Here is a 20,973-nt window from a genome sequence, read left to right as displayed (position 1 = left end):
ATGGCTACGACAACCCAAGACTCGGACGACAGCGGTGGCCCGCTGGCGCGGTGGACCCAGAGCGCCATCCAGAACCCGGACAAGGTGTACCGAGCGCTGTTCTACGCAGCGATGGTGTTCTTCCTCGTGACGACGCTGTTCCCCTTCTACTGGCTCGCCGTCCTCGCGGTGACCCCCGAAGGGAGTCTGCTGGCAGGGAGCTACCTCCCGACCATCAACCTGTTCGGCGTCAGCGGGACGTTCCCGCTGCCGGTGCCGAAGGGGTTCAATCCGGCCGCGTTCGTCACGGTGTTCGAGCAGGTGCCGTTCCACCTCTACATGCTGAACAGCTTCGCGCTGGCTGTCACGACGACCGTCATCGTGCTGTTCGTCGCGAGTCTGGCGGGCTACGTGTTCGGTCGGCTCCGGTTCCCCGGCCGCGCGCTCCTGATGCTGGGCATCCTCGCGATTAGCTACTTCCCGCCGGCCGCGTTCGTCATCCCGCTCTTCCAGGCGTTCGCCGGGAACGCACCGATTACGGTTCCGTTCACGGAAATCCCGCTGTTCACGCCGCCGCGCCTGCTGAACACGCCGGGGTCGATGGTGCTGCCGTTCAGCGCGCTGTTCATGCCGCTGTCCATCTTCATCCTGACGACGTTCTACGGCCAGATTCCGGATGGACTGGAGGACGCCGCACGGGTCGAAGGGACCACGCGACTGGGGGCGCTGTTCCGGGTCATCATGCCGCTGTCGGCGCCCGGCGTCGCCACCGCGTCCGTGCTCACCTTCATCGCGGTGTACAACGAGTACTTCTTCAGTTCCATCATGGCGACGTCGCCGGAGGCGGCGAAGTGGTCGCCCATCGTCGGTGGGATTCTGAGCTACCAGACCCAGTACACCACGCAGTACAACCTCATGGCGGCCGCGAGCATCGTCGGGGTCCTCCCCGTCGTCATCCTCGTCATCGTCGCACAGGAACGCATCGTCAGTGGACTGACCTCAGGCGCACTCAAGGAGTAATACAACAATGGCAGGAGTTAGACTCGAACACGTCACGAAACGCTACGACGACCAAGGTGACATCGTCACCGCCGTCGACGACATGAACCTCGACATCGACCACGGTGAGTTCATCTGCTTCGTCGGTCCCTCCGGGTGTGGGAAGTCGACGACGATGGAGACAATCGCCGGCCTCACCATCCCCACCGAGGGAGAGGTCTACATCGGCGACCGCGAGGTGACGAACCTCCCGCCGAAGGACCGCGGCATCGCGATGGTGTTCCAGAACATCGCGCTGTTCCCCCACATGGACGTCTACGACAACATCTCCTTTGGCCTGCGTCTGCGGGACTACCCGCAGGACGAAATCGACCGCCGGGTCGAGCGGGCCTCCGAAATCGTCCAGCTAGAGGGGATGCTCGACCGGATGCCCGACGAGATGTCCGGCGGCCAGCGCCAGCGCGTCGCCATCGCCCGTGCAATCGTCCGTGAACCGGACGTGTTCCTGATGGACGAGCCACTGGCGAACCTTGACGCGAAGCTCAAAGTCCACATGCGGACGGAACTCCAGCGCCTGCACAAGGAACTGGACACCACAATCATCTACGTCACGCACGACCAGGAGGAGGCGATGACCCTCTCGGACCGCATCGCCGTCCTCAACAGCGGCAGTCTCCAGCAGATAGACCCGCCGCTGACCTGTTACAACGAACCCGACAACCTGTTCGTCGCCGGCTTCATCGGGTCGCCGTCGATGAATTTCGTCTCGGGGACCGTCTCCGAGAACGCCATCGAGACGCCGAACTTCTCGCTGGCGTTCGACCCGGCGACGGTAGACGGCGTCGGCGTCGGCGACGAGGTGACCATCGGCATCCGCCCGGAGGACATCTATCCGGGCGAACAGCGGACCGAGGTCAGGGACCCTACGTCCCTCATCTCGGCGCGCGTGGACATCCTCGAACCGATGGGCGACGAGATATTCGCCTACATGCTGTTGGACGAGAGCGAGACGTCGATGGACCAGGAGTTGACGACCAACAACCAACTCCTGATGAGCATCGAACCGGACTCGGAGATTCAGGAGGAAGACGAGATAGAGGTGGCTATCGACCGACGGAACATCCACATCTTCGACACCGCTTCCGGCGACGCCATCGTCCACAAGCTAGAACCGGTCGGAACGGGCGGCGGCGCGGCCGGCAGCGAGGCGGAATCCGACGACTGAGAACACACGATGCAAGACCAGCTACCCGGCCTCGTCTGGTTCACCCTCATGCTGGTCCTGTTCTTCTTCTGGGCGTACGGCATCGGGTCGTTCGTCCTCGACCTGAAGAACAAGATCATTCCGGGGCTCGTCAAGTACCGGCGCGGCATGCGGGCCGAGAAGGCCAAGCAGGAACGCGAAGAGGAGCGCGAGGAACGAGAGAAACAGCTGTACTGACCCGAGACGCTTTTCTCGCCTCGTCTGTTGCGTGCAGACCGTGACAGCAGACAGTACAACAGACGTTTCGGCAGTCCGACTCGGGTTCGTCGGCCTCGGTAACATCGCACACGTCCACTGTGACCGCCTCCAGCAAGCCGGTCTCGGCGACGTCGTCGCCGCGGGCATGGACGTCGACGCGGAGGCACGCCGGACGTTCGCAGACGAGTTCGACGCGACCGTCTACGAGGACCCGGCTGACCTCTACGCCACCGTCGACGCGGTGGTCGTGACCACGCCCAACAAGTTCCACGAGCAGTACGTCGTCGGGGCACTCGACGCCGGTTTGGACGTCCTCGTCGAGAAGCCCTTGGCGCACACGCTGTCGAGCGCCGAGCGAATCGCCGAGGCGGCCGCCTCTGCCAGCGGGTTCTGCATGGTCGGGTTCCACAACCGGTTCGCGAACCCCGTGCAAGCCCTCGTCGGGTACCGAGACGCGGGGACGCTGGGGACCGTCAGCCACGTCGAAGCGGACTACATCCGCCGGCGCGGCGTCCCGGGCCGCGGGTCGTGGTTCACGCGCGAACCCATCGCCGGCGGCGGGTCCCTCATCGACATCGGAGCGCACGCAATCGACCTCTCCCTCTACATCCTCGGCTATCCCGACGTGGTCGAAGTCGCGGGTGAGACCCGGGCCCAGTTCGGTACCGAGGAGGACTACGCGTACGTCTCGATGTGGGGTGAGGACCACGGGGCCGCAGAGTTCTCCGTCGACGACTCGGCGAGCGCCTTCATCCGCTGTGCCGACGGGTCGACGGTCACCCTCGAAGTCGCGTGGGCCACCAACCGCCCGGACAGCCAGCAGTACTACGTCCGGGGCGACGAGGCGGGGGCGGGCCTCGACCTCGCCGACCGCTCGCTGGAACTGTACGAGACGGAGACGACGGGCGTGATGCACCACCGGACGAGCGAGATAGAGACGCGAGACGACGAACCGCACGCACTCGAACAGCAGCGTTTCGTGGAGGCTGTCGCGAGCGGCGACCCCCCGGAGACCAACACCGTCCAACAGGCGTTGACCGTCCAGCGGGTGATGGACGCCATCTATCGGTCGAGCGAAGACGGCCGCGCCGTCTCCTTCGAGTGAGCCTCGCAAGCGGTGAAGAAAGACTTAATCCCGAGTACTCTCACAGTCCGATAGATTATGAAAGCGATTGGTGTGACAAAAGAGGGGGACGAACCGGAGTTGCTCGACGTGGACCGACCCGTCCCGGGCGATGGTGAGGCGCTCGTCCGGACGCTCCGAGTCGGTGTCGACGGGACCGACCACGAGGTCATCTCCGGTGCACACGGCGGCTTTCCCGAGGGTGAGGACTACATGGTGCTCGGTCACGAGGCGGTGGGCGTGGTCGAGGACCCCAACGGCACCGGTCTGGACGAGGGACAAGTGGTCGTCCCGACCGTCCGACGGAAACCCGACGGCCGCACGAACGAGTACTTCCGTCGCGGCGAACCGGACATGGCTCCGGAGGGCGAGTACGTCGAACGCGGCATCGTCGGCGGCCACGGCTACATGGCCGAGTACTTCACGTCGCCCGCGGACTACCTCGTCCCTATTCCGGAGTCCCTCGCGGAGTACGGCCTCTTCGTCGAACCGATATCCATCACCGAGAAGGCGAACGAACACGCCTTCGCCACCCGCGAACCCTTCGAGTGGCGCCCCGAGGCGGCCTGTGTCCTCGGGAACGGCTCGCTCGGTCTGCTGACGCTGTGGATGCTCGGGGAGGAGTTCGACCGGACCTACTGCGTCGGCCGCCGCGACCGACCGGACCCGACTATCGACCTCATCGAGGAACTCGGCGCGACGTACGTCGATTCCCGGCAGACGTCCGTCGACGAGATTCCCGACGCTCACGAACCCCTCGACTACGTCTACGAGGCGACCGGCTTCGCACCGCACGCCATCGAGACTGTCCACGCCCTCGCGCCGAACGGCGTAGGTGCCCTCCTCGGCATCCCCGAACCGTGGGACTTCGAAGTGGACGGCGGGTCCCTCCACAACGAAATCGTCCTGCACAACAAGTGCCTCGTCGGAACAGTCAACTCCCACATCAAGCACTTCGAGTACGCCGTCGAGACGCTCGAAGACATGCCGCAGTGGCTTCTCGACGACCTCATCACGACCGTCGCCGACCCGGAGGACGTCGCGCCCGCGTTCGAGGACGACGACGAGCAAATCAAGGCGGTCGTCGAGTTCGACGCGCTGTAATCAGTCGCGCCCCGAGCGGTCTGCGCTCCCGGTCGGGCATTGAGTATCAGGGTAGGGAGGTCCAAATTCCACGCCCCACGATTCGGAATTAATAGTAACTATCTTTACATATCCTGTCATCTGAATTATTAACTCGGCCGGGAATAAAGACGTAACCGCAAGACAGCGTGCGTATTTCGAGCGAAAATCGGAGGGTAAAATAGACACTGTTGTCATACAGAAGTATTAAGTGTGAATCCTCAATAAGAAATGGTGAGGTATTGGTGCAACCATGACTGACGAAAACTCTGACAAGCGGCTTACAAGACGGAACGCTCTTCGCATCGCTGGCGCGGCTGGTGCCGCGTCGCTCGCTGGCTGTGGTGGCGACGGCGGCGACGGTGGCAGCAGCGGCGACGGTTCCAGTGGTGACGGCTCCAGTGGCGACGGCAGTGACGGTGGCAGCGACACGACCACCCAGACGGCCACCCTCGAAGTCGCCCACTGGTGGGGCGAGGGTGACGGGAACGAGGCAATCAACGCGCTGTTCGAGGGCTTCAAGGAGGCCTATCCGAACGTCGCGACGGACGACAACCTCGTCGCCGGTGGCGCAGGGAGCAACCTGCAGACCAACATCCGGACGCGCGTCCAGAACGGCAGCCACCCCAGCACGTGGCAGCAGTGGCCCGGCAAGGCGCTCATCCCGTTCACCGATGCGAACCTCCTCGAAGACATCGAGGAGTCCGTCTGGAGCAAGAACGGCATGAAGGACGCCTACCTCGGCGGCGTCAAGGACGCGGCTCAGCCGGCCGGTAACTACGTCACCGTCCCGCTGAACATCCACCGCATCAACAACCTGTTCTACAACGTCAGCGTCATCGAGGACGCGGGTGTGGACCCGTCCTCCCTCGAGACGCCGTCGGACGTGACGGACGCGCTGGCGGCCGTCTCCGACGCTGGGTACACCGGAATGGCCCACCAGACCGGCTCTGCGTGGTCCACGGTCCAGATGTTCGCGACCATCTTCCTCGGTCTGACGGACGCCGACACCTACAACGCGACGTGGGTCGAGGGCAACATCGAGGCCAACCGCGACGCCATCGCGAGCGCGCTGGACATCGTCCGAGACTACAGCGAGTACTACCCGAGCGACGCCGGGTCCATCTCGTGGACCGAGGCCAACAGCGGCGTCATCAACGGCGAGACGGGCTTCATCCACCAAGGGGACTGGGCGGCTGGCACCTACGTCGGAACGGACGGCTTCAACTACGGCGAGGACTGGGACCACATCACCTTCCCCGGCACGGACGGGAACTACATGCTGAACATGGACTCGTTCCCCTACCCGACCGCCAACCCGTCGCCCGACGCGACGACCAAGTGGTGCCGCTACTGTGGGACCACGGAGGGGCAGGAGCTGTTCAACCCCAAGAAGGGGTCCATCCCGCCGCGCACCGACGCGAACACCGAGCCGTTCAACGAGTTCTCCAAGGACCAGATCGAGGACTTCGGCAACTCCGACGCGCAGCCGCCGTCCCTCCAGCACGGTCTGGCGGTCAAGCCGTCGGTCAAGTCCGGCGTCGCCTCGGCCATCAGCGCGCTCATCACTGGCTCCTCGAACGACGAGGTCATCAGCCAGATAGTCGACGCCTACAGCAACCTGTAAGGCCGTCTCGAACTCCGATTCTTTCGACGCGACCGGGATAGCGAAGGGAATGTACGGTCACCGGTGGCGTTCAGACGGCACGAGTCTGGGAGCGTCCAGACGGCATCGAAAGATTACATACCGACGTAACTCAATGGGGAAGTAGCGATGGCAGGTCTGACACTCGACAACGTAACCAAGATATTCGACGACGACGGTGAGGAGATAGTCGCCGTCGACGATGTCTCCATCGACATCGACGACGGCGAGTTTCTCGTATTGGTCGGCCCGTCCGGTTGTGGGAAGTCCACGACGCTCCGGATGATTGCGGGCCTCGAACAGATATCGAAGGGGGAAATTCGACTGGACGACAAGGTGGTAAACGACGTCTCCGCGCGTGAGCGGGACGTGGCGATGGTGTTCCAGTCCTACGCGCTGTACCCGCACATGACCGTCCGGGAGAACATGGCCTTCGGGTTGGAGGAGTCCACGGACATGCCGGACGACGAAATCGACACGCGCGTCGAGGAGGCCGCGGAACTGTTGGGCATCCCCGAACTCCTCGAACGGCCGCCGAGCGACCTCTCCGGTGGCCAGCAACAGCGGGTCGCGCTGGGCCGGGCTATCGTCCGTGACCCCGAGGTGTTCCTGATGGACGAACCGCTGGCGAATCTGGATGCCAAACTGCGGGCGGAGATGCGGACGGAACTCCAGCAGCTACAGGAGAACCTCGGCGTGACGACGGTGTACGTCACCCACAATCAGGTGGAAGCGATGACGATGTCCGACCGCGTCGCCATCCTCGACGACGGCATCCTCCAGCAGTGTGCGACTCCGCTGGAGTGCTACCACCAGCCGAACAACCTGTTCGTCGCCGGCTTCATCGGCGAACCGTCGATGAACTTCTTCGACGCGGAGTTGCAGGGGTCAACGCTGGTCACCGACGATTTCGAGTACGAACTCTCGGAGTCGACCCGGTCGTCTCTCGGTGGGGAGACGGACCTCGTCCTCGGCATCCGACCGGAGGACGTGCGGCTGAAGTCCGCGGCCGAGTCGGCCCACGAGTACCGTGCGGTGGTCGACGTCGTCGAACCGATGGGCGACGAGAACGTCGTCCACCTCGTCTTCGAAGGGAGCGACGTCACCGAGGGCAACCCCTTCACGGCCGTCCTCGACGGGATGAAGAGCGTCGACTCCGGTCAGCACCTCGTCGCGGAGTTCCCCGAGTCCGCGATTCACGTCTTCGACCGGTCCTCGGGAACCGCACTGCACAACCGGGAACTCGAAGCCGCCGAGTCGCCGCCCGTGCGGTAAAGGCGATAGCCGAACTTCTTTGTAGTGGACCGGCGAACTGCCGGCCATGTCAGGTGACGACTTGGAGGCGTCACTAGAGCAGGTCATCACACGCTTCAATCTCGGTGAGTACGAGATTGCGGCGTATCTGGCCGTCCTCCAACACGGCGAACTGACAGCCTCGGAGATATCGGAGAACACCGACATCCCGCAACCACGCGTGTACGACACGGTCAGGAGTCTGAGCGACGTCGGCCTCGTCGAACTCAAGGAGTCCCGCCCGATGAAGGTGCTCGCCATCGACCCGAGAGAGGCCTTCGGCGACATTCAGGACTCGCTCGACGACCTCGTCGACGACCTCTCGACTCGCTACACCGCGCCGGCCCGCGAACCGGAGGCCGTCTCGCTCGTGAAGTCGCGGCCGACCATCCTCCGCTACCTCGACGACATCATCGAGTCGGCGGAGTACGAACTGACTCTCTCGCTCACCCCGTCGCTGTTGGAGCGCTTCGAACCGCAACTGTCCGAACGACGGGCGGACGGCATCGCCACCGAGATTCTGCTCTCCCCGGCGTCCGACGCCCCCGACCCCGATTCGTTCGACTATCAGTCGGTCGCGACGACGGTCAAGGGCCGACGCGGTATCACGACGCCGATGGTCGCCGTCGCAGACGGGAACTACTCCATGTACGCCACGCGTGAGTCCATCCGCGGCGACACCGACCGGTACGGCGTCATCTTCAACCGCTCGGAACTCGGCTTTCTGGTCTCCGGGTTCCTCAACACAGTCCTCTGGACGACCGCGGAGGTCATCGCCTCCGACGGCATGGAACTGCCCTTCCCGCGGCGGTACGGCACCATCAGGCGCTGTATCTCCGACTTGACGGCGTTGGACGGCGAGTTCTACGCGACTATCGAAGGGCGCGACGTGGAGACGGGCGACCACTGGGTGGTTCAGGGGAAAGTGGAAGAAGCGTCCTTCGGACCGAACCGGGAGGTTGCGACGCTCGTCGTCCAGACGGACGACGGTCCCGTCGACGTCGGCGGACAGGTGGCGACCTACGAAGACATCGAGGCCTACGAGATTCAAGTCGGGCGCGACGAACCGCCGACGGCCTGACCGAAGGACAATGAGGGCCGTGGGGTAACCCACAGCCGGCCGCCGTCGGGCAAACGGCGTCCGAGTACTGCCGCAGCCACTGCCCGCCATCCCGGTGGATGAGAGACCACAGTCAGTCCTCGGAGTCAGCGGGGACGTGGCCTTGGTCGGACAGCACCGAAAGTAGACACTACCCAAACAAAAAGATAGGACTATCGCCAACAGGAACTCTCTACGCGGCGTGGAGTGACTCGCGAGGCGTGGAACAGTCCGAACCTGATGGAAACTGATATGTATCATCGCGGTCATCACCGATTCGGTACGAACGATGCCGACAGATTCGCGCGTCGACTACGTTGGTTCGTCCTCGGTTCGGTCGGCCCTCGTCGATGCACTCTGTGAGTGCGCTCGCCCGACCGAAGAGTTGCTTCGAGACATCGACGCGAGCGAGTCTGCAGTCTACGAGGGGCTCTCGAACCTCGAAACGCGCGGCGTCGTCACCGAGACGACGGACGGGTGGCGACTGACCGGGACGGGACGTCTCGTCGGCGATACGTTGGAGCGACAGCGAGCGACCGACAGGTTGCTCGCCGCCGAACCCACGTATTGGGAGCACCACGATACGAGCGTGCTCCCACAGGAGTTTCGCTGTCGCCTCCCCGAACTAGGACCGTACGAGGTGGTGCGTAGTACCGAACGGGACCTCAGAGGACTGGTCCCGTGGGTGGTGGAGAAAGTAAGCGGCGTCGACGACTGCGAGATTATCTCGCCCGTCTACCACGAGGAGTATCAGGAGGCGATGCCCGACAACGAGGCGTCTCGGTTGCTCGTCGGCCGACGGGTCGTAGAGGAGGTGTTGCTGTCGATGGACGATGGACCGTTTCCCCGGACGTACGAGGAGACGTCCGTCCGCGTCACCACAGTCCCGTTCGCCCTCGGCGTCTCCGACGAGTGGACCATCCTGACTCTGCCCGAACACGGCAGACACTGGCCGGACGCGAAGGTCTTCTCGGAGTCCGACGACGCAGTCACGTGGGGTCGCGAACTGTTCGAGTCCGTCTGGGATGGGGCGACCCCGCTCTCGGCGTACCTGTCGGACGATTAGATTTTGGCGAACCTAAAAGCTCAAGGGGCCCCAGCAGAGAGTCACCGGTAATGAGTGTTCAGAGGGCCGATACGGCCGAAGAGACGGCGTACACGTTCGACGATTTGGCGGTCGTGATGGGCACGTACAACGAGGCGGAGGCCATCGGGACCGTTCTCGAAGACATCCACGACGTGACCGACGGGCGGGCCGAAGTCGTCTGCGTCGACGGGTCGAGCGACCGGACCCCCGAGATAGCCCGCGAGCACGGTGCCACCGTCGTCGAACAGGAGCCACAGGGGTACGGCGTCGCCGTCCGGGAGGCCGTCCTGACTCCAGACCGTCCAGTCGTCGTCACCACCGACTGCGACGACACGTATCCGATGGAGCGCCTGCCGGACTTCTTAGAGGAGATAAACGACGGCGCAGACGTCGTCAGCGGTGACCGCCTCTACTACGGAGCCGACGAGATGCCCGGCATGAACAAACTCGGCAACGAACTGTTCGCACTGCTGGCGAGCGTGTTGATGGGCAGGCGCGTCCACGACACGACGACGGGGATGCGGGCCTACCGGCGCGAGGTCGTCCAGAAGATACGGTGGACGGAGAACACCGGTCTCTCCGCGGAGCTACTGATGCGGCCGCTGATGCGTGGCTACGACGTGCGTGAACGCCCCATCGAGTACGACGAGCGGAAGGGCGAGACCAAACTCGACCCCTTCTCCGGCGGGGCCGCAATCGCGAAGTCCATCGTCCGCGTCGCCCTGCAAGAGCGGTTCCGCTGACTCACTCCGGCGGCTGTCGGTAGCTTCTGGTACCGCCGGGGTGGCCCTGCGGGTTCTCGATGCCGACGAGTCGGCTGCCCGTCGGGGAACTGTACAACGCGAACAGCAGGTCGTTCACGAGGTAGTACCGGACCCGTTGTCGCGGGTCGCCGTTCGGGTCCGGCGTCGTCACGTGGACGCCCATCCCCCGGAGCGTCTCGTCCCGTTCGTCCGGGTCAAGCGAGGCGAAGTCGCCGCCCTCCCACTCCCGCGCGTACCCGTCGAGTGCCGCGACGGCGTCGGCCATCGCCGCGGCCCGGGTCGGGTCCTCGCGGAGTCGGCCGGCCACGTAGGACTCCACGAACGCCTCGACGCCCTCGACCTCGCTCGGGTACACGACCGACGCGACGGCTTGCACGGTCCGGCCCTCGTGGTCACCGAAGGCCGGGCCTTCTTCCTTGGGCGCGTCCGCCCAAGACAGAGCGGCCGCGCCGCCGGCGACGGTGACGCCCGCCGCGCCGAGGGCTTTCAGCGCGTCGCGCCTCGTCAGTTCGTAGTCCGTCACGAGGTTCCCTCCACCGTCGCGTTCATCTCGATGCCGTAGCGGTGCGTGCCGGGGACGTAGGCGGCCTGTCCGCCACAGCGCCGTTCGGACCAACAGACCTCCAGTCGCGGCGTCAGCGCTTGCACTCCGCCGCCCCGTTGGTCGACCGGGAGCGCGACGCGGTACTTGAATCCCGACCCGGTTCCGTAGTCGACGAACGCCACGAGCGTCACGGTCCCCCGGTCCGGCGTCGGGACGGCGACCGTCTGGTTCACGCCGCGCCCCCGGAGCCGGGTCGCGTTCGCGTCGGTCACGAGACGGAGGTCGAGCGGGGCCGTCCCCCGAATCGTCGTGTAGCTATTCTCCTCGCCGTTCGTGAGGCGGATGGACGTGAGAATCGCCTGCTCGGGCACCGTCGCCTCGATTCGGGTCGTCACGGTCTCCCCCTCGGCGTGCCGGACGCGCTGGAGCGTGGGCTCGACTGGCTGGCCGAGGTAGGGGACCCACTCGCCGCGGTAGGCGTACCGGTAGTACCGCCGGTCGGGATAGCTGTCCACGACGGCGAACTGCCGCTCCTGCATGGCGTAGACCGTGTCGCCGTCGAAGCCGGGGTCGTTGCGAAGCGGCTGGAACGGGTGGTTCAGCCAGTCGCCGTACGGCGTTGGGAGGAACACCACGCCGTTCGAGACGTCGAGGTCCTCGAATGGGGCGTACGCCTCTTCGTACTGCTGGGTGACTGTGTAGTTGTCACCTACCGGCTCCGCGGCGGCCGCGACCGCCGCACCCCCGCCCACCGTTGCACAGACGACCGTGAGCGCCGCGAGGACCGGCCGAACCCGGCCGTCGGAGACACGACGCCCGGCCACCGCCCGAAGCCAGCCAGCGAACCACAGGACGCCCACGGCGGCGAAAGCGACCGACGGGACGAGCAGGTCCACGTGGTAGTACGGGCCGAGGAATCGGACGAGGCCGTCCGTGGGGTCCGAGAGCGAGCCGAGCATGTTGACCGTCCCCCAGAAGTAGAGGTTCCCCAGCGGGACGGTGAGGAAGACCCCGGCGAGAGCGAGTTGCCGTGCGTCGAACCCGCGCCGGTGGACGGCGAGTAGTCCCACGAGGGCCGCCAGCGTCCCGAGCGGTCCGGCGACCACCCAGCGGGTGGCGAACTTCGAGAGGAGTTCCGCGTTCGCCGTGAGCGACAGCGCCGGCGTGAACTGCCGCGAGTAGCCGAGAATCGACCGCTCTCCGAATCCGAGGCCGTCGTTCGGGGCGAACGCCTGATAGGGGAAGACCAGCGGGTCGCCCGTCGTGAGGGCGTTGTAACCCAGCGCGACGAGGACTCCGACGAGGCCGAACAGCGCGGTGAGACCCACTCGCTCGACCACGGGGCGGTCGAACGACCGGAGCGACCACAGCGCGTGCAGGACGAACGGCGTCGCGAACAACACGGCCGTATAGGGTCTGGTGAAGAAGGCGACGCCGACGCAGGCCCCGGCGAGTGCCCCAGTCCGTCCGCTCCCGGTTCGGTCCGCGTGGAGGTAGCTGGCGGCGAACGCGAGGTTCCAGAACGTCGCTGGGACGTACGAGAGGAACACGGCGGCGTTCACGAGGAACAGCGGCGACGCGAGCATGAGGGCGCTGGCGACGACGCCGGTCCGCCGGTCGAACGCCTCGCGGACGGTGTGGTAGGTCGCGGCGAGCGTTCCGGAGGCGATTGCTGCGAGGGCGAGGCGGTAGCCCCCCAGTAGCTTCCCGACGGCGAACATCGCCGCGGGGACCGGCGTGTACTTCGAGTAGAGGCCCCGGTCGCTCTCGACGAAGAACCACGGGCGGAACGCGCCGTCGACCGGCGGGTGGAGGAACACCTGCCCCTCCAGCAACATGGCGGCCTGCTGGAGGTAGACCGCCTCGTCGTGGTTGCTCGTGTGGTACGGGAAGACGAGGTTCGAGACGGCGAAGACGAGGAGGCCACCGAGGACGACGACGACCGCGGCCTGCGCCCGCGGTCGCCGCAACCGGTTCATTCCGTCGGGTACCAAGCCAGTTCGTGGTCGGCGGCGAGGTCGACTTCGACTGGCTGGCCGGCCTCGAACGTCTCGACGTGGTTGTGCATGCAGTGGACGACGTCGCCGCTGTGGAGTTCGACCCGGTAGATGAACGACGGGCCGTTGTACTGACGGTGGACGACGTAGCCGTCGGCCTTCGGTTCGCTGGTCGGGACCGCCTGTAGGTCGTCGGGGCGGACGAGGACGTCTATCATCGCCCCGTCGTAGGCCTCGATGGGGCCGTTGAGCAGTTCGAGGTCGAACGACCCGAGGCCCGTCTCTAGCTGGTCTTCGGTGACGCGGGCCGAGAGGAAGCTCGCCTGCCCGAGGAAACTGGCGACGAAGCGGCTCTCGGGGTTCTCGAACACCTTCGCCGGGTCGCCCACCTGCGCGATGTTGCCGTCGTTCATGATGGCCACGCGGTCGCTGATGGACAGCGCCTCCTCTTGGTCGTGGGTGACGGAGATAGCGGTGACGCCGGCCCGCTTCAGAATCTTGCGGACCTCCTCGCGCATCTCGACGCGCAGTCGGACGTCGAGGTTCGAGAACGGTTCGTCCAGGAGGAGCACGTCCGGTTCGGGCGCGAGCGAGCGTGCGAGCGCGACCCGCTGTTGTTGCCCGCCCGATAGCTGGCTGGGCATCTTGTCGTGGTGGGCTTCGAGGTCCACGAGCGTCAGCAGGTCGTCGACCCGGCGGTCGGTGTCCACCTCGTCCATCTCGGTCAGGCCGAACGCGATGTTCTCGGCGACGGAGAGGTGGGGGAACAGCGCGTAGTCCTGAAAGACGATGCCGACGTCGCGCTCCTCGGGTTTCCGGAAGGCGCCGTCGGCGTCGCCGGTCACCGTCTCGTCGGCGATGGAGATTGTCCCCTCCGTCGGTTCTTCGAGGCCCGCAATCATCCGGAGCGTGGTCGTCTTCCCGCACCCGGACGGGCCGAGCAAGGTCAGCAACTCGCCCTCTTTGACCTCCAGGGAGAGGTTCTCGACGGCTACTTCCTGCCCGTAGTCTTTGCTCACGCCGTCCATCTCCAACACCGTGCTTTCGGGGTCGGAGACGGCGGTTTCGACCGTCTCGAACTCAGCGAGCCGTTGGGATGTCTGTTGTTTTGCCATGTTAGCTTCCCTCCTGTCGTAAGATGACGAGCATCGATAGTCCCGACACGCCGACCAGAATCAGCGCGGGGACGGCCGCCTGTCCCTGATACGCCGCGCCCCGGACGAGCCAGATGTACGTGACGATAGTCTCGAACCCCGTCGGGCGTAACATCAGCGTTGCCGGCAATTCCTTCATCGTCGTCAGGAAGACCAGCGCCGCGCCCGCGGCGATACCGGGGGCGACCAGCGGCAAGACGACTTCGCGGAACGCCGAAACCGGCGCGTAGCCCAGCGACCGAGCGGCCTCGATGTAGCTCGGGTCGACTTGCAGTATCGAGGATTCGGTCGTCCCGACGGCCTGTGGGAGGAACCGGACGACGTACGCGAACACGAGGACGATGACGCTCTGGTAGAGGAACGGGACGAACCGCAGCGCGAGGTAGATGAGCGAGAGGCCGATGACCACGCCCGGGACGGCGTAGCCGACGTACGAGACCCGTTCCGGGAGCGACGAGATGCCGGTGTCACCGCGGGCCGAGAGGTACGCGATGGGGAGAGCGACGACCACGCAGATGGCCGCGGCCCCGGCCGCCAACAGCACCGAGTTGGTCACGTGGGAGAGACCGAAGGAGAATCCGCCGCCGGAGGGGGACCCCGACCGAAGGAGCCACTGGGTGAGGATGCCGACGGGGAGGACCAGACACAGGCTCGCGATGGCCGCACAGAACAGCATCGCCGGCAGTTTCCAGTAGCCGAGGCGAATCTCGCCGGGCCGTCGGTCTCCGCTGCTGACGTACGCTCCGTCCCGACTCGCGTTGATGCGGGACTCGACGGCGAGGATGCCCATCGCCATCACCAACAAGAGCATCGATAGGACGGCGGCGGCGTCCAAGTTCCGGGCCTGCTCCTCGTTGTAAATCATGCGTGTGAACACGTCGTAGCGCATGATTGCCGGCGTCCCGAAGTCCGAGAGCGCGTACAGCGCCACCAGCAGTGCACCGGCGGCGATACCGGGCGCAATCTGCGGGAAGGTGACGCGCTTGAACGCCTGCCAGCGCGTGTGGTTCAGCGTGCGGGCCGCCTCCACGACCGTCCCGTCGAACGAGAGGAGCGACGCGCGCGTGGTGAGAAACACGTAGGGGTACGTAAAGAGCGTCAGCACGAGGACGGTGCCGTGCAGTCCGTAGATAGTCGGTATCTGTTCGACGCCGAGCGGCGCGAGGAGGTCTGCGAGTTCCCCGCGCGGCCCGAACGCCGAGACGAAGGCGAACGCGCCGATGTAACTCGGCACGACCAGCGGTAGCGCGGAGGTGACCGTCCAGAAGCGCTTGAACGGGAGGTCCGTCTGGACCGTGAGAATCGCCAGCGGCACCCCGATGAGGACGGAGACGCCGGTGACCGCCGCGACGAGGACAAGCGAGTTGACGGTGACACTCGTCGCCGTTTCGCTGAGGACGAGGTCGACGATGCGACCGAACGGCATCTCCGCGGCGTGGATGAGCACCCAGATTATGGGGGACAACAACAGCAGCGAGATGGCGAGCGTGACCACCGCGAGCGTCGTCGGCGCGGACCCGTCGCTCTCCTCGACGGCCGCTTGCTCCCGTATCCGCTCGAAGCGGTCACTGGCGCCCATGTCAGAGCACGCCCGCCTCCCGCATCAGGTCGACCGTATCCGCGACGCCGGCCAGTTCGGTCAGGTCGATGTCCGGCGGGTTCAGTTCGTCGATGCGCGGCAGGTCCCCGACCGGGTCCACGCCCGGAATCATCGGGTAGGCGAACGTCCGGGTGGCGAAGAACTCCTGTGCCTCCGCCGAGAGGACGTGGCGGACGAAGTTCGCCGCGAGGTCCGAGGCGTCGGTGCCGTCGATTATCTCAAGACCGGAGACGTTGACCAGTGCGCCGGCGTCGCCCTCGGTGAAGGCCAGTTCCAGCGGCGTCGACTCTCGGGCGGCCTGCACGCGGAGCGCGTAGTAGTGGTTGGCGAACCCGGCGGCCAGTTCCCCGTCGGCGACGGAGTTCGAGACGCGGAACTCGTTGTCGTACTCGGTGACGCCGTGGTTCAGCATCCCCTGCAGCCACGACTTCGTCTCCTCGTCGGACCGGATGAGTCGCATCGCGGTGACGAACGACTGGAAGGCGCTGTACGTGGGCGCCCACCCCATCGCGCCCTGCAACGCGGCCGTGTTCGGGAACTCTTGGACCTTGCTGGGGATGTCCGAAGCCGAGAGTCGGTTGGTGTTGTACGGGACCGCACGCGCACGGCCGGCGATGCCGACCCAGCGCCCTTGGTCGTCTTGGAACTCCGACGGAACCGCCGAGAGGGCCTGGTCCGGGAGCGCCGCCGTCGCCCCGGCGTTGGCGACCGCACCGAGAGAGCCCGCGTCGACGGACATGAACACGTCGGCGCGACTCGCACCGGCCTCGTTCTCCTCGATGATGGTGTTCGCGAGGTCGCTGGAGGGTTCGAGGCGGTGGTTCGTCGTGAAGTTCTCGTACTTCCGCTCGAACAGGCTGATGAGGTCGAGGTAGAGTCCACCTTCGCCGCCGCCGAGGTACACCGTCAGTTCGCCATCGAGGTCCGGTAGGTCCTCTATGGAGGTGCCGCCCGGCGCGTCTCGCTGTTGGACCATCGGGCCGGACCCCCGGAAGTCCGAGAGGGAGACCGCACCCGTTCCGCCGTTCCCGTCGCTACCGCCCAGAGAGAGGTTAGAACAGCCAGCGACGGCGGTGGCGGCCGTGGCACCGCCCAGCGCGAGGAACCGCCGTCGTGACGTCCCCGTGTCGTCGTGAGAGTCAGTCATCGTTTGTTGTATTGTTTTAGGTTTACCTAAATGGTTTGCGTTTTAGTCGTCTGCAGCGGCCGGGACACGGTCCGCCTCGGCCGTCGCCAGTTCGTCGAGACAGTCCAGCCAGTCTAACATGAACTCCCCGCAGTAGTTGAGGAAGGCGCCGTTCTCCCAGTCCTCGTAGTCGCCCTCGGCGAGTCGCTCACCCATCGCCTCGAACACCGCTTCGTAGGAGTCCGCGTCCTCGCCCACCGCGTCTATCTCTTCCCAGACGTGTTCGTTGAGTTCGAGGCCGTGAACTTCGTTGGTGAGGTCGGAGAACGTAGAGCGCGGGGCCTTGTTGTGCTCACACAGTGGGTCGCCGTTGTAAATCTGCTTGCCGAGGACGTCGCAGGCCCGCTTGAGGAACAGGCCCGACCAGATGTCGTCGAAGCGGCCGACGTCCCACTCGTTGTCGTCCATGGGCAACTGGTAGAACGCCGGGACGACTTCGCGTCGGAAGGCGAGGTTCATCGAACAGACCGTGAGGTAGTTCCCCTCCGCGGCGACGAAGTCCTCGCCGAAGTCGCCGGCGTCCGTCCGGGTCTGTGCCTGCCCCCGCAGGTCCCCGTCCATCAGGATGCGGACGGCGTCTAAATCGGGGACGTTCGTCCAGAGGCCCTGCGAAGCGACCACCTCGTCGACGTGGCTCTGCTCCGTCTCGACCGTCTCGTCCATCGCGGCGTAGGGGTACCCGCGTGGGTAGAGGCCGTGGTCGTCCTCGTTCTGGTAGAGAACGTTCACCCAGTCCTCGTCGGAGCTGACGGCCTCGATTTCGCCCTCGAAGGCGAGGTTCTCCATGTGCGTCCCGAAGAAGTCCACGTCCTCGTGCGGGAGAGTGTCGTCGTCGATGAACACGCCGTACTCGAAGTCGTTCGCCCAGAGGTACAGGAGACCGAACGAGGTCTGTGCGTGACTGGCCGCTGGAATCAGGTGGTCGTACTCGGCGACGCCCCGTTCCTCGAACCACGCGTCGCGTGCCTCCCCGTCGAAGACGGCACCGGAGACGCCCTCCTCGTCCAGCATCGTGGCCATGGCGTCGGTGTCACAGAAGTCCTCCGTGACGAGGACGACGAACAGTCTGTCGAGGTCGAAGCCGTGGTCTCGCGCGTTCTGGAAGTACGTGCGCATGCACTCGTGGTTCCGTATGGTCGGCACTACGACGCAGATGTCTTCGCTCATCTTGGGCCAACGTCTTTAGGCCGCCCTAAAGAGCGTGTCGTTTTAGGCCGGCCGAAGACGTGCGGCGGCGCTGTTTGCTTCCCTCGTGGGTCTGTAACTCCGCCGTCACGTTGTGAACCCGACCCAAGGTCATTATATTCACGCGACGCCGATTAAAGGCGTCTAAGGCGAACTATTATTTGGCTGTGCTTTGCCCACCTAGTCGAGAGATGAGTGCATCAAGTAACGGGGGTCACACCGACGAATCATGAACCTCGACAATCAGACCTGCGTGGTCACCGGGTCGTCACGCGGAATCGGACGGGGCATCGCCAAGGACCTCGGGAGGCACGGTGCGAACGTGGTCGTCAACTACCGCTCCTCCGAGGCGGAGGCCCGGGCGGTCGTCGAGAGTATCCGCGAGGAGGGCGGGGACGCCATCGCCGCACAGGCGGACGTCGCCAAAGCCGCCGAAGTGCAGGCCATGCGCGAACGGGTCGCCGACGAGTTCGGGCCGGCCGACGTCCTCGTCAACAACGCGGGCATCACCATCGACAAGAAGTTCGAGAACATGACCCGCGAGGATTGGGACACGGTCATCAACGTCAACCTCGGCGGCGTGTTCAACTGCACGGACGCGTTCTACGACGACATCATGGGGGCCGAACACGGCCGTCTCATCAACATCTCCAGCGTCGTGGGCCAACAGGGCAACATCGGGCAGGCGAACTACGCGACGACGAAATCGGGTCTCTTCGGCTTCACGCGCACGCTCGCCCTCGAACTCGCACACACCGGGTCGACGGCCAACTGCGTCGCACCGGGGTTCGTGAAGACGGACATGCTTGAGGAGGTCCCGGAACGGGTACAGGAGAAGATTCTCCGGGAGATTCCGCTCGACCGCTTCGCAACCGTCGAGGACATCGCGGGCATCGTGCGGTTCGTCGCGAGCGAGGAGTCCAGTTACATGACCGGACAGGTACTCGGCGTCAACGGCGGGATGGAGTGGTAAGATGAGCCAGCAAGAAGAGCCAGACGAGGACGAGGCGACCAGCGACCCGATAGCGGAACTCCGCGAGAAGCGACGGGAGGCCGAACTCGGCGGGGGCGAGGCGCGCATCGAGTCCCAGCACGAGAAGGGCAAGATGACCGCCCGCGAGCGCATCGACTTCCTCGTCGACGACGGGTCGTTCAACGAGGTGGACCCGTTCGTCGAACACCGCTCGACGAACTTCGGGATGGAGGAGAAACGCTTCCCCGGCGATGCCGTGGTCACGGGCTACGGCGAGGTGGACGGCCGGAAGGTGTTCCTCTTCGCGCACGACTTCACCGTCCTCGGGGGGTCCGTCGGAGAGGTCGTCGCCGACAAGATATGCAAGGTGATGGACAAGGCCATCGAGAACGGCGTCCCGGTCATCGGCCTGAACGACTCCGGCGGGGCCCGGATTCAGGAGGGCGTCGACTCGCTGGTCGGGTTCGCCAAGATTTTCGAGCGCAACACGAAGGCCAGCGGCCTCATCCCCCAGATTTCGGCCATCATGGGGCCGTGTGCCGGCGGCGCGACGTACTCGCCCGCACTGACGGACTTCACCTTCATGGTGCAGGACACCAGCCACATGTTCATCACGGGACCGGACGTCATCGAGACGGTCACCGGCGAACAGGTGTCCAAGGAGGAACTCGGCGGCGCGAGTTCCCACTCCACGAAGTCCGGCGTCGCCCACTTCTCGTACCCCTCCGAGGAGGAGGCCTTGGAGAACATCCGACGACTGCTGTCGTACCTCCCGCAGAACAACATGGAGGACCCGCCGCGAGTCGAACCGTGGGACGAACCCGACCGCGAGGTGCCGGAGGTGACGGACATCGTCCCTTCGGCCCCTCGCAAACCCTACGACATGAGTAAGGTCGTCGGCAGCATCGTGGACGAGGAGTCGTTCTTCGAGGTCCACGGCAACTGGGCGCGAAACGTCATCACCGGGTTCGCCCGGATGGACGGCCAGTCGGTCGGCGTCGTCGCCAACCAACCGCGGGTCAGCGCGGGGACGCTGGACATCGACGCGGCCGAGAAGGGCGCTCGATTCGTCCGGTTCTGTGACTCGTTCAACATCCCCATCCTGACGTTCGTGGACGTGCCCGGGTTCATGCCGGGCACCGACCAAGAGCACAACGGCATCATCCGCCGCGGGGCGAAACTCATCTACGCCTACGCCGAGGCGACGGTACCGCTGCTCTCGGTGGTCGTCCGGAAGGCCTACGGTGGGGCGTACATCGTCATGTCCTCGAAGTTCCTCGGCAGCGACGTCAACTACGCGTGGCCCGGGTCTGAGATGGCGGTGCTCGGACCGCGGGGGGCCGTCAACATCCTCTACCGCAACGAGATTGCCAACGCCGACGACCCGGGCGCCAAACGGCAGGAACTCATGGACGACTTCCGCGAGGAGTTCGCCCACCCCTACGGACCGGCCAAGCGAGGCTACCTCGACGACGTCATCGAACCGAAGGACACGCGCAAGCGCCTCATCGACGACCTGGACCTGCTCAAGCGCAAGCGCGAAGACACGCCGCCGAAGGACCACGGTAACATCCCGCTCTGATGTCGTCGCTCGAACCACCCGAAGCGGCCGAACAGTCCCCAGAGGGGGCACCCGAGACGGTGACCGTCACTGTCGAGGACGAGGAACTGGCCGTCTCGATACCCCACGACGCCTCGCCGTCGGAAGCGGCCGCCATCTCCGCGGCCGTCGGCGCACACCTCTCCGACCGACAGCGTGCG

19 protein-coding genes are annotated in these 20,973 nt (G+C 65.3%); 13 read left to right on the top strand and 6 right to left on the bottom strand.

The window, feature by feature from the left end; all coding sequences use genetic code 11:
* The 10 genes from Hhyl6_RS00095 (at position 1) to Hhyl6_RS00050 (ending at position 10,552) form a co-directional block, all read left to right on the top strand.
* A complete protein-coding gene (locus tag Hhyl6_RS00095) occupies positions 1-999 on the top strand; it encodes a carbohydrate ABC transporter permease (protein ID WP_483737180.1) in 999 nt (332 codons plus the stop codon).
* 7 nt (positions 1,000-1,006) lie between these two features.
* Complete coding sequence (locus Hhyl6_RS00090; RefSeq protein WP_483737179.1) at positions 1,007-2,203, top strand: ABC transporter ATP-binding protein; 1,197 nt, start codon at positions 1,007-1,009, stop codon at positions 2,201-2,203.
* A gap of 9 nt (positions 2,204-2,212) precedes the next feature.
* A complete protein-coding gene (locus Hhyl6_RS00085; protein ID WP_483737178.1) occupies positions 2,213-2,419 on the top strand; it encodes a DUF8005 family protein in 207 nt (68 codons plus the stop codon).
* Between the two features lie 40 nt (positions 2,420-2,459).
* Entirely contained in the window at positions 2,460-3,545 is a 1,086-nt protein-coding gene (locus Hhyl6_RS00080) for a Gfo/Idh/MocA family protein (protein ID WP_483737177.1), read from the top strand.
* Positions 3,546-3,602: 57 nt separating this feature from the next.
* On the top strand, positions 3,603-4,667 hold the full coding sequence (locus tag Hhyl6_RS00075; protein ID WP_483737176.1) for a glucose 1-dehydrogenase: 1,065 nt from the start codon (positions 3,603-3,605) through the stop codon (positions 4,665-4,667).
* Between the two features lie 271 nt (positions 4,668-4,938).
* Entirely contained in the window at positions 4,939-6,312 is a 1,374-nt protein-coding gene (locus tag Hhyl6_RS00070; RefSeq protein ID WP_483737175.1) for an ABC transporter substrate-binding protein, read from the top strand.
* A gap of 147 nt (positions 6,313-6,459) precedes the next feature.
* Positions 6,460-7,605 (top strand): ABC transporter ATP-binding protein, encoded by a 1,146-nt coding sequence (locus Hhyl6_RS00065; RefSeq protein WP_483737174.1) that lies wholly within the window; start codon positions 6,460-6,462, stop codon positions 7,603-7,605.
* 46 nt (positions 7,606-7,651) lie between these two features.
* Positions 7,652-8,704, top strand: coding sequence for an HTH-type sugar sensing transcriptional regulator TrmB (trmB, locus tag Hhyl6_RS00060; RefSeq protein WP_483737173.1), 1,053 nt, complete (start codon positions 7,652-7,654; stop codon positions 8,702-8,704).
* A 307-nt stretch (positions 8,705-9,011) separates the two neighbouring features.
* Complete coding sequence (locus Hhyl6_RS00055) at positions 9,012-9,788, top strand: helix-turn-helix transcriptional regulator (RefSeq protein WP_483737172.1); 777 nt, start codon at positions 9,012-9,014, stop codon at positions 9,786-9,788.
* A gap of 50 nt (positions 9,789-9,838) precedes the next feature.
* Complete coding sequence (locus Hhyl6_RS00050; protein WP_483737171.1) at positions 9,839-10,552, top strand: dolichyl-phosphate hexose transferase; 714 nt, start codon at positions 9,839-9,841, stop codon at positions 10,550-10,552.
* A 1-nt stretch (position 10,553) separates the two neighbouring features.
* Here Hhyl6_RS00050 and Hhyl6_RS00045 read toward each other — a convergent pair whose 3' ends face one another.
* Genes Hhyl6_RS00045 through Hhyl6_RS00020 form a run of 6 tightly spaced genes read right to left on the bottom strand, consistent with a single transcriptional unit; the run spans position 10,554 to position 18,221 of the window.
* Positions 10,554-11,096, bottom strand: a complete 543-nt coding sequence (locus tag Hhyl6_RS00045; RefSeq protein WP_483737170.1) for a gluconate 2-dehydrogenase subunit 3 family protein — start codon at positions 11,094-11,096, stop codon at positions 10,554-10,556.
* Positions 11,093-13,096 carry an ArnT family glycosyltransferase gene (locus tag Hhyl6_RS00040; RefSeq protein WP_483737169.1) on the bottom strand — a complete coding sequence of 668 codons (2,004 nt, stop codon included), beginning with the start codon at positions 13,094-13,096 and terminating at the stop codon, positions 11,093-11,095. The genes Hhyl6_RS00045 and Hhyl6_RS00040 overlap by 4 nt, the downstream gene beginning before the upstream one ends.
* Positions 13,093-14,229, bottom strand: coding sequence for an ABC transporter ATP-binding protein (locus Hhyl6_RS00035; protein WP_483737168.1), 1,137 nt, complete (start codon positions 14,227-14,229; stop codon positions 13,093-13,095). Before Hhyl6_RS00035 ends, Hhyl6_RS00040 begins: the two co-directional genes overlap by 4 nt.
* 1 nt (position 14,230) lies before the next feature.
* Positions 14,231-15,847 (bottom strand): ABC transporter permease, encoded by a 1,617-nt coding sequence (locus tag Hhyl6_RS00030; RefSeq protein WP_483737167.1) that lies wholly within the window; start codon positions 15,845-15,847, stop codon positions 14,231-14,233.
* A gap of 1 nt (position 15,848) precedes the next feature.
* On the bottom strand, positions 15,849-17,015 hold the full coding sequence (locus Hhyl6_RS00025) for an extracellular solute-binding protein (RefSeq protein WP_483737166.1): 1,167 nt from the start codon (positions 17,013-17,015) through the stop codon (positions 15,849-15,851).
* Between the two features lie 42 nt (positions 17,016-17,057).
* Positions 17,058-18,221, bottom strand: coding sequence for an alpha-1 4-glucan-protein synthase (locus Hhyl6_RS00020; protein ID WP_483737165.1), 1,164 nt, complete (start codon positions 18,219-18,221; stop codon positions 17,058-17,060).
* Between the two features lie 247 nt (positions 18,222-18,468).
* Here Hhyl6_RS00020 and Hhyl6_RS00015 point away from each other — a divergent pair, with 247 nt between their 5' ends.
* The 3 genes from Hhyl6_RS00015 to Hhyl6_RS00005 all read left to right on the top strand — a co-directional run.
* Positions 18,469-19,212, top strand: a complete 744-nt coding sequence (locus Hhyl6_RS00015; RefSeq protein ID WP_483737164.1) for a beta-ketoacyl-ACP reductase — start codon at positions 18,469-18,471, stop codon at positions 19,210-19,212.
* Position 19,213: 1 nt separating this feature from the next.
* A complete protein-coding gene (locus Hhyl6_RS00010; RefSeq protein ID WP_483737163.1) occupies positions 19,214-20,794 on the top strand; it encodes an acyl-CoA carboxylase subunit beta in 1,581 nt (526 codons plus the stop codon).
* Positions 20,794-20,973: DUF8022 family protein (locus Hhyl6_RS00005; RefSeq protein WP_483737162.1), on the top strand; the 180-nt coding region annotated here is incomplete at its 3' end. The genes Hhyl6_RS00010 and Hhyl6_RS00005, both read left to right, overlap by 1 nt.

This window comes from Haloarcula sp. H-hyl6 (genome assembly GCF_056934455.1).
Note: the sequence above shows the minus strand (reverse complement) of the source record. Positions and strands in the feature narration are given on the sequence as shown.

Bases quoted from the DNA above. Each gene is read 5' to 3' on its own strand.
- Hhyl6_RS00095 (WP_483737180.1), top strand. From the start codon at position 1: ATGGCTACGACAACCCAAGACTCGGACGACAGCGGTGGCCCGCTGGCG.
- Hhyl6_RS00090 (WP_483737179.1), top strand. From the start codon at position 1,007: ATGGCAGGAGTTAGACTCGAACACGTCACGAAACGCTACGACGACCAA.
- Hhyl6_RS00085 (WP_483737178.1), top strand. From the start codon at position 2,213: ATGCAAGACCAGCTACCCGGCCTCGTCTGGTTCACCCTCATGCTGGTC.
- Hhyl6_RS00075 (WP_483737176.1), top strand. From the start codon at position 3,603: ATGAAAGCGATTGGTGTGACAAAAGAGGGGGACGAACCGGAGTTGCTC.
- Hhyl6_RS00070 (WP_483737175.1), top strand. From the start codon at position 4,939: ATGACTGACGAAAACTCTGACAAGCGGCTTACAAGACGGAACGCTCTT.
- Hhyl6_RS00065 (WP_483737174.1), top strand. From the start codon at position 6,460: ATGGCAGGTCTGACACTCGACAACGTAACCAAGATATTCGACGACGAC.
- trmB (WP_483737173.1), top strand. From the start codon at position 7,652: ATGTCAGGTGACGACTTGGAGGCGTCACTAGAGCAGGTCATCACACGC.
- Hhyl6_RS00055 (WP_483737172.1), top strand. From the start codon at position 9,012: ATGCCGACAGATTCGCGCGTCGACTACGTTGGTTCGTCCTCGGTTCGG.
- Hhyl6_RS00050 (WP_483737171.1), top strand. From the start codon at position 9,839: ATGAGTGTTCAGAGGGCCGATACGGCCGAAGAGACGGCGTACACGTTC.
- Hhyl6_RS00040 (WP_483737169.1), bottom strand. From the start codon at position 13,096: ATGAACCGGTTGCGGCGACCGCGGGCGCAGGCCGCGGTCGTCGTCGTC.
- Hhyl6_RS00035 (WP_483737168.1), bottom strand. From the start codon at position 14,229: ATGGCAAAACAACAGACATCCCAACGGCTCGCTGAGTTCGAGACGGTC.
- Hhyl6_RS00030 (WP_483737167.1), bottom strand. From the start codon at position 15,847: ATGGGCGCCAGTGACCGCTTCGAGCGGATACGGGAGCAAGCGGCCGTC.
- Hhyl6_RS00025 (WP_483737166.1), bottom strand. From the start codon at position 17,015: ATGACTGACTCTCACGACGACACGGGGACGTCACGACGGCGGTTCCTC.
- Hhyl6_RS00020 (WP_483737165.1), bottom strand. From the start codon at position 18,221: ATGAGCGAAGACATCTGCGTCGTAGTGCCGACCATACGGAACCACGAG.
- Hhyl6_RS00015 (WP_483737164.1), top strand. From the start codon at position 18,469: ATGAACCTCGACAATCAGACCTGCGTGGTCACCGGGTCGTCACGCGGA.
- Hhyl6_RS00010 (WP_483737163.1), top strand. From the start codon at position 19,214: ATGAGCCAGCAAGAAGAGCCAGACGAGGACGAGGCGACCAGCGACCCG.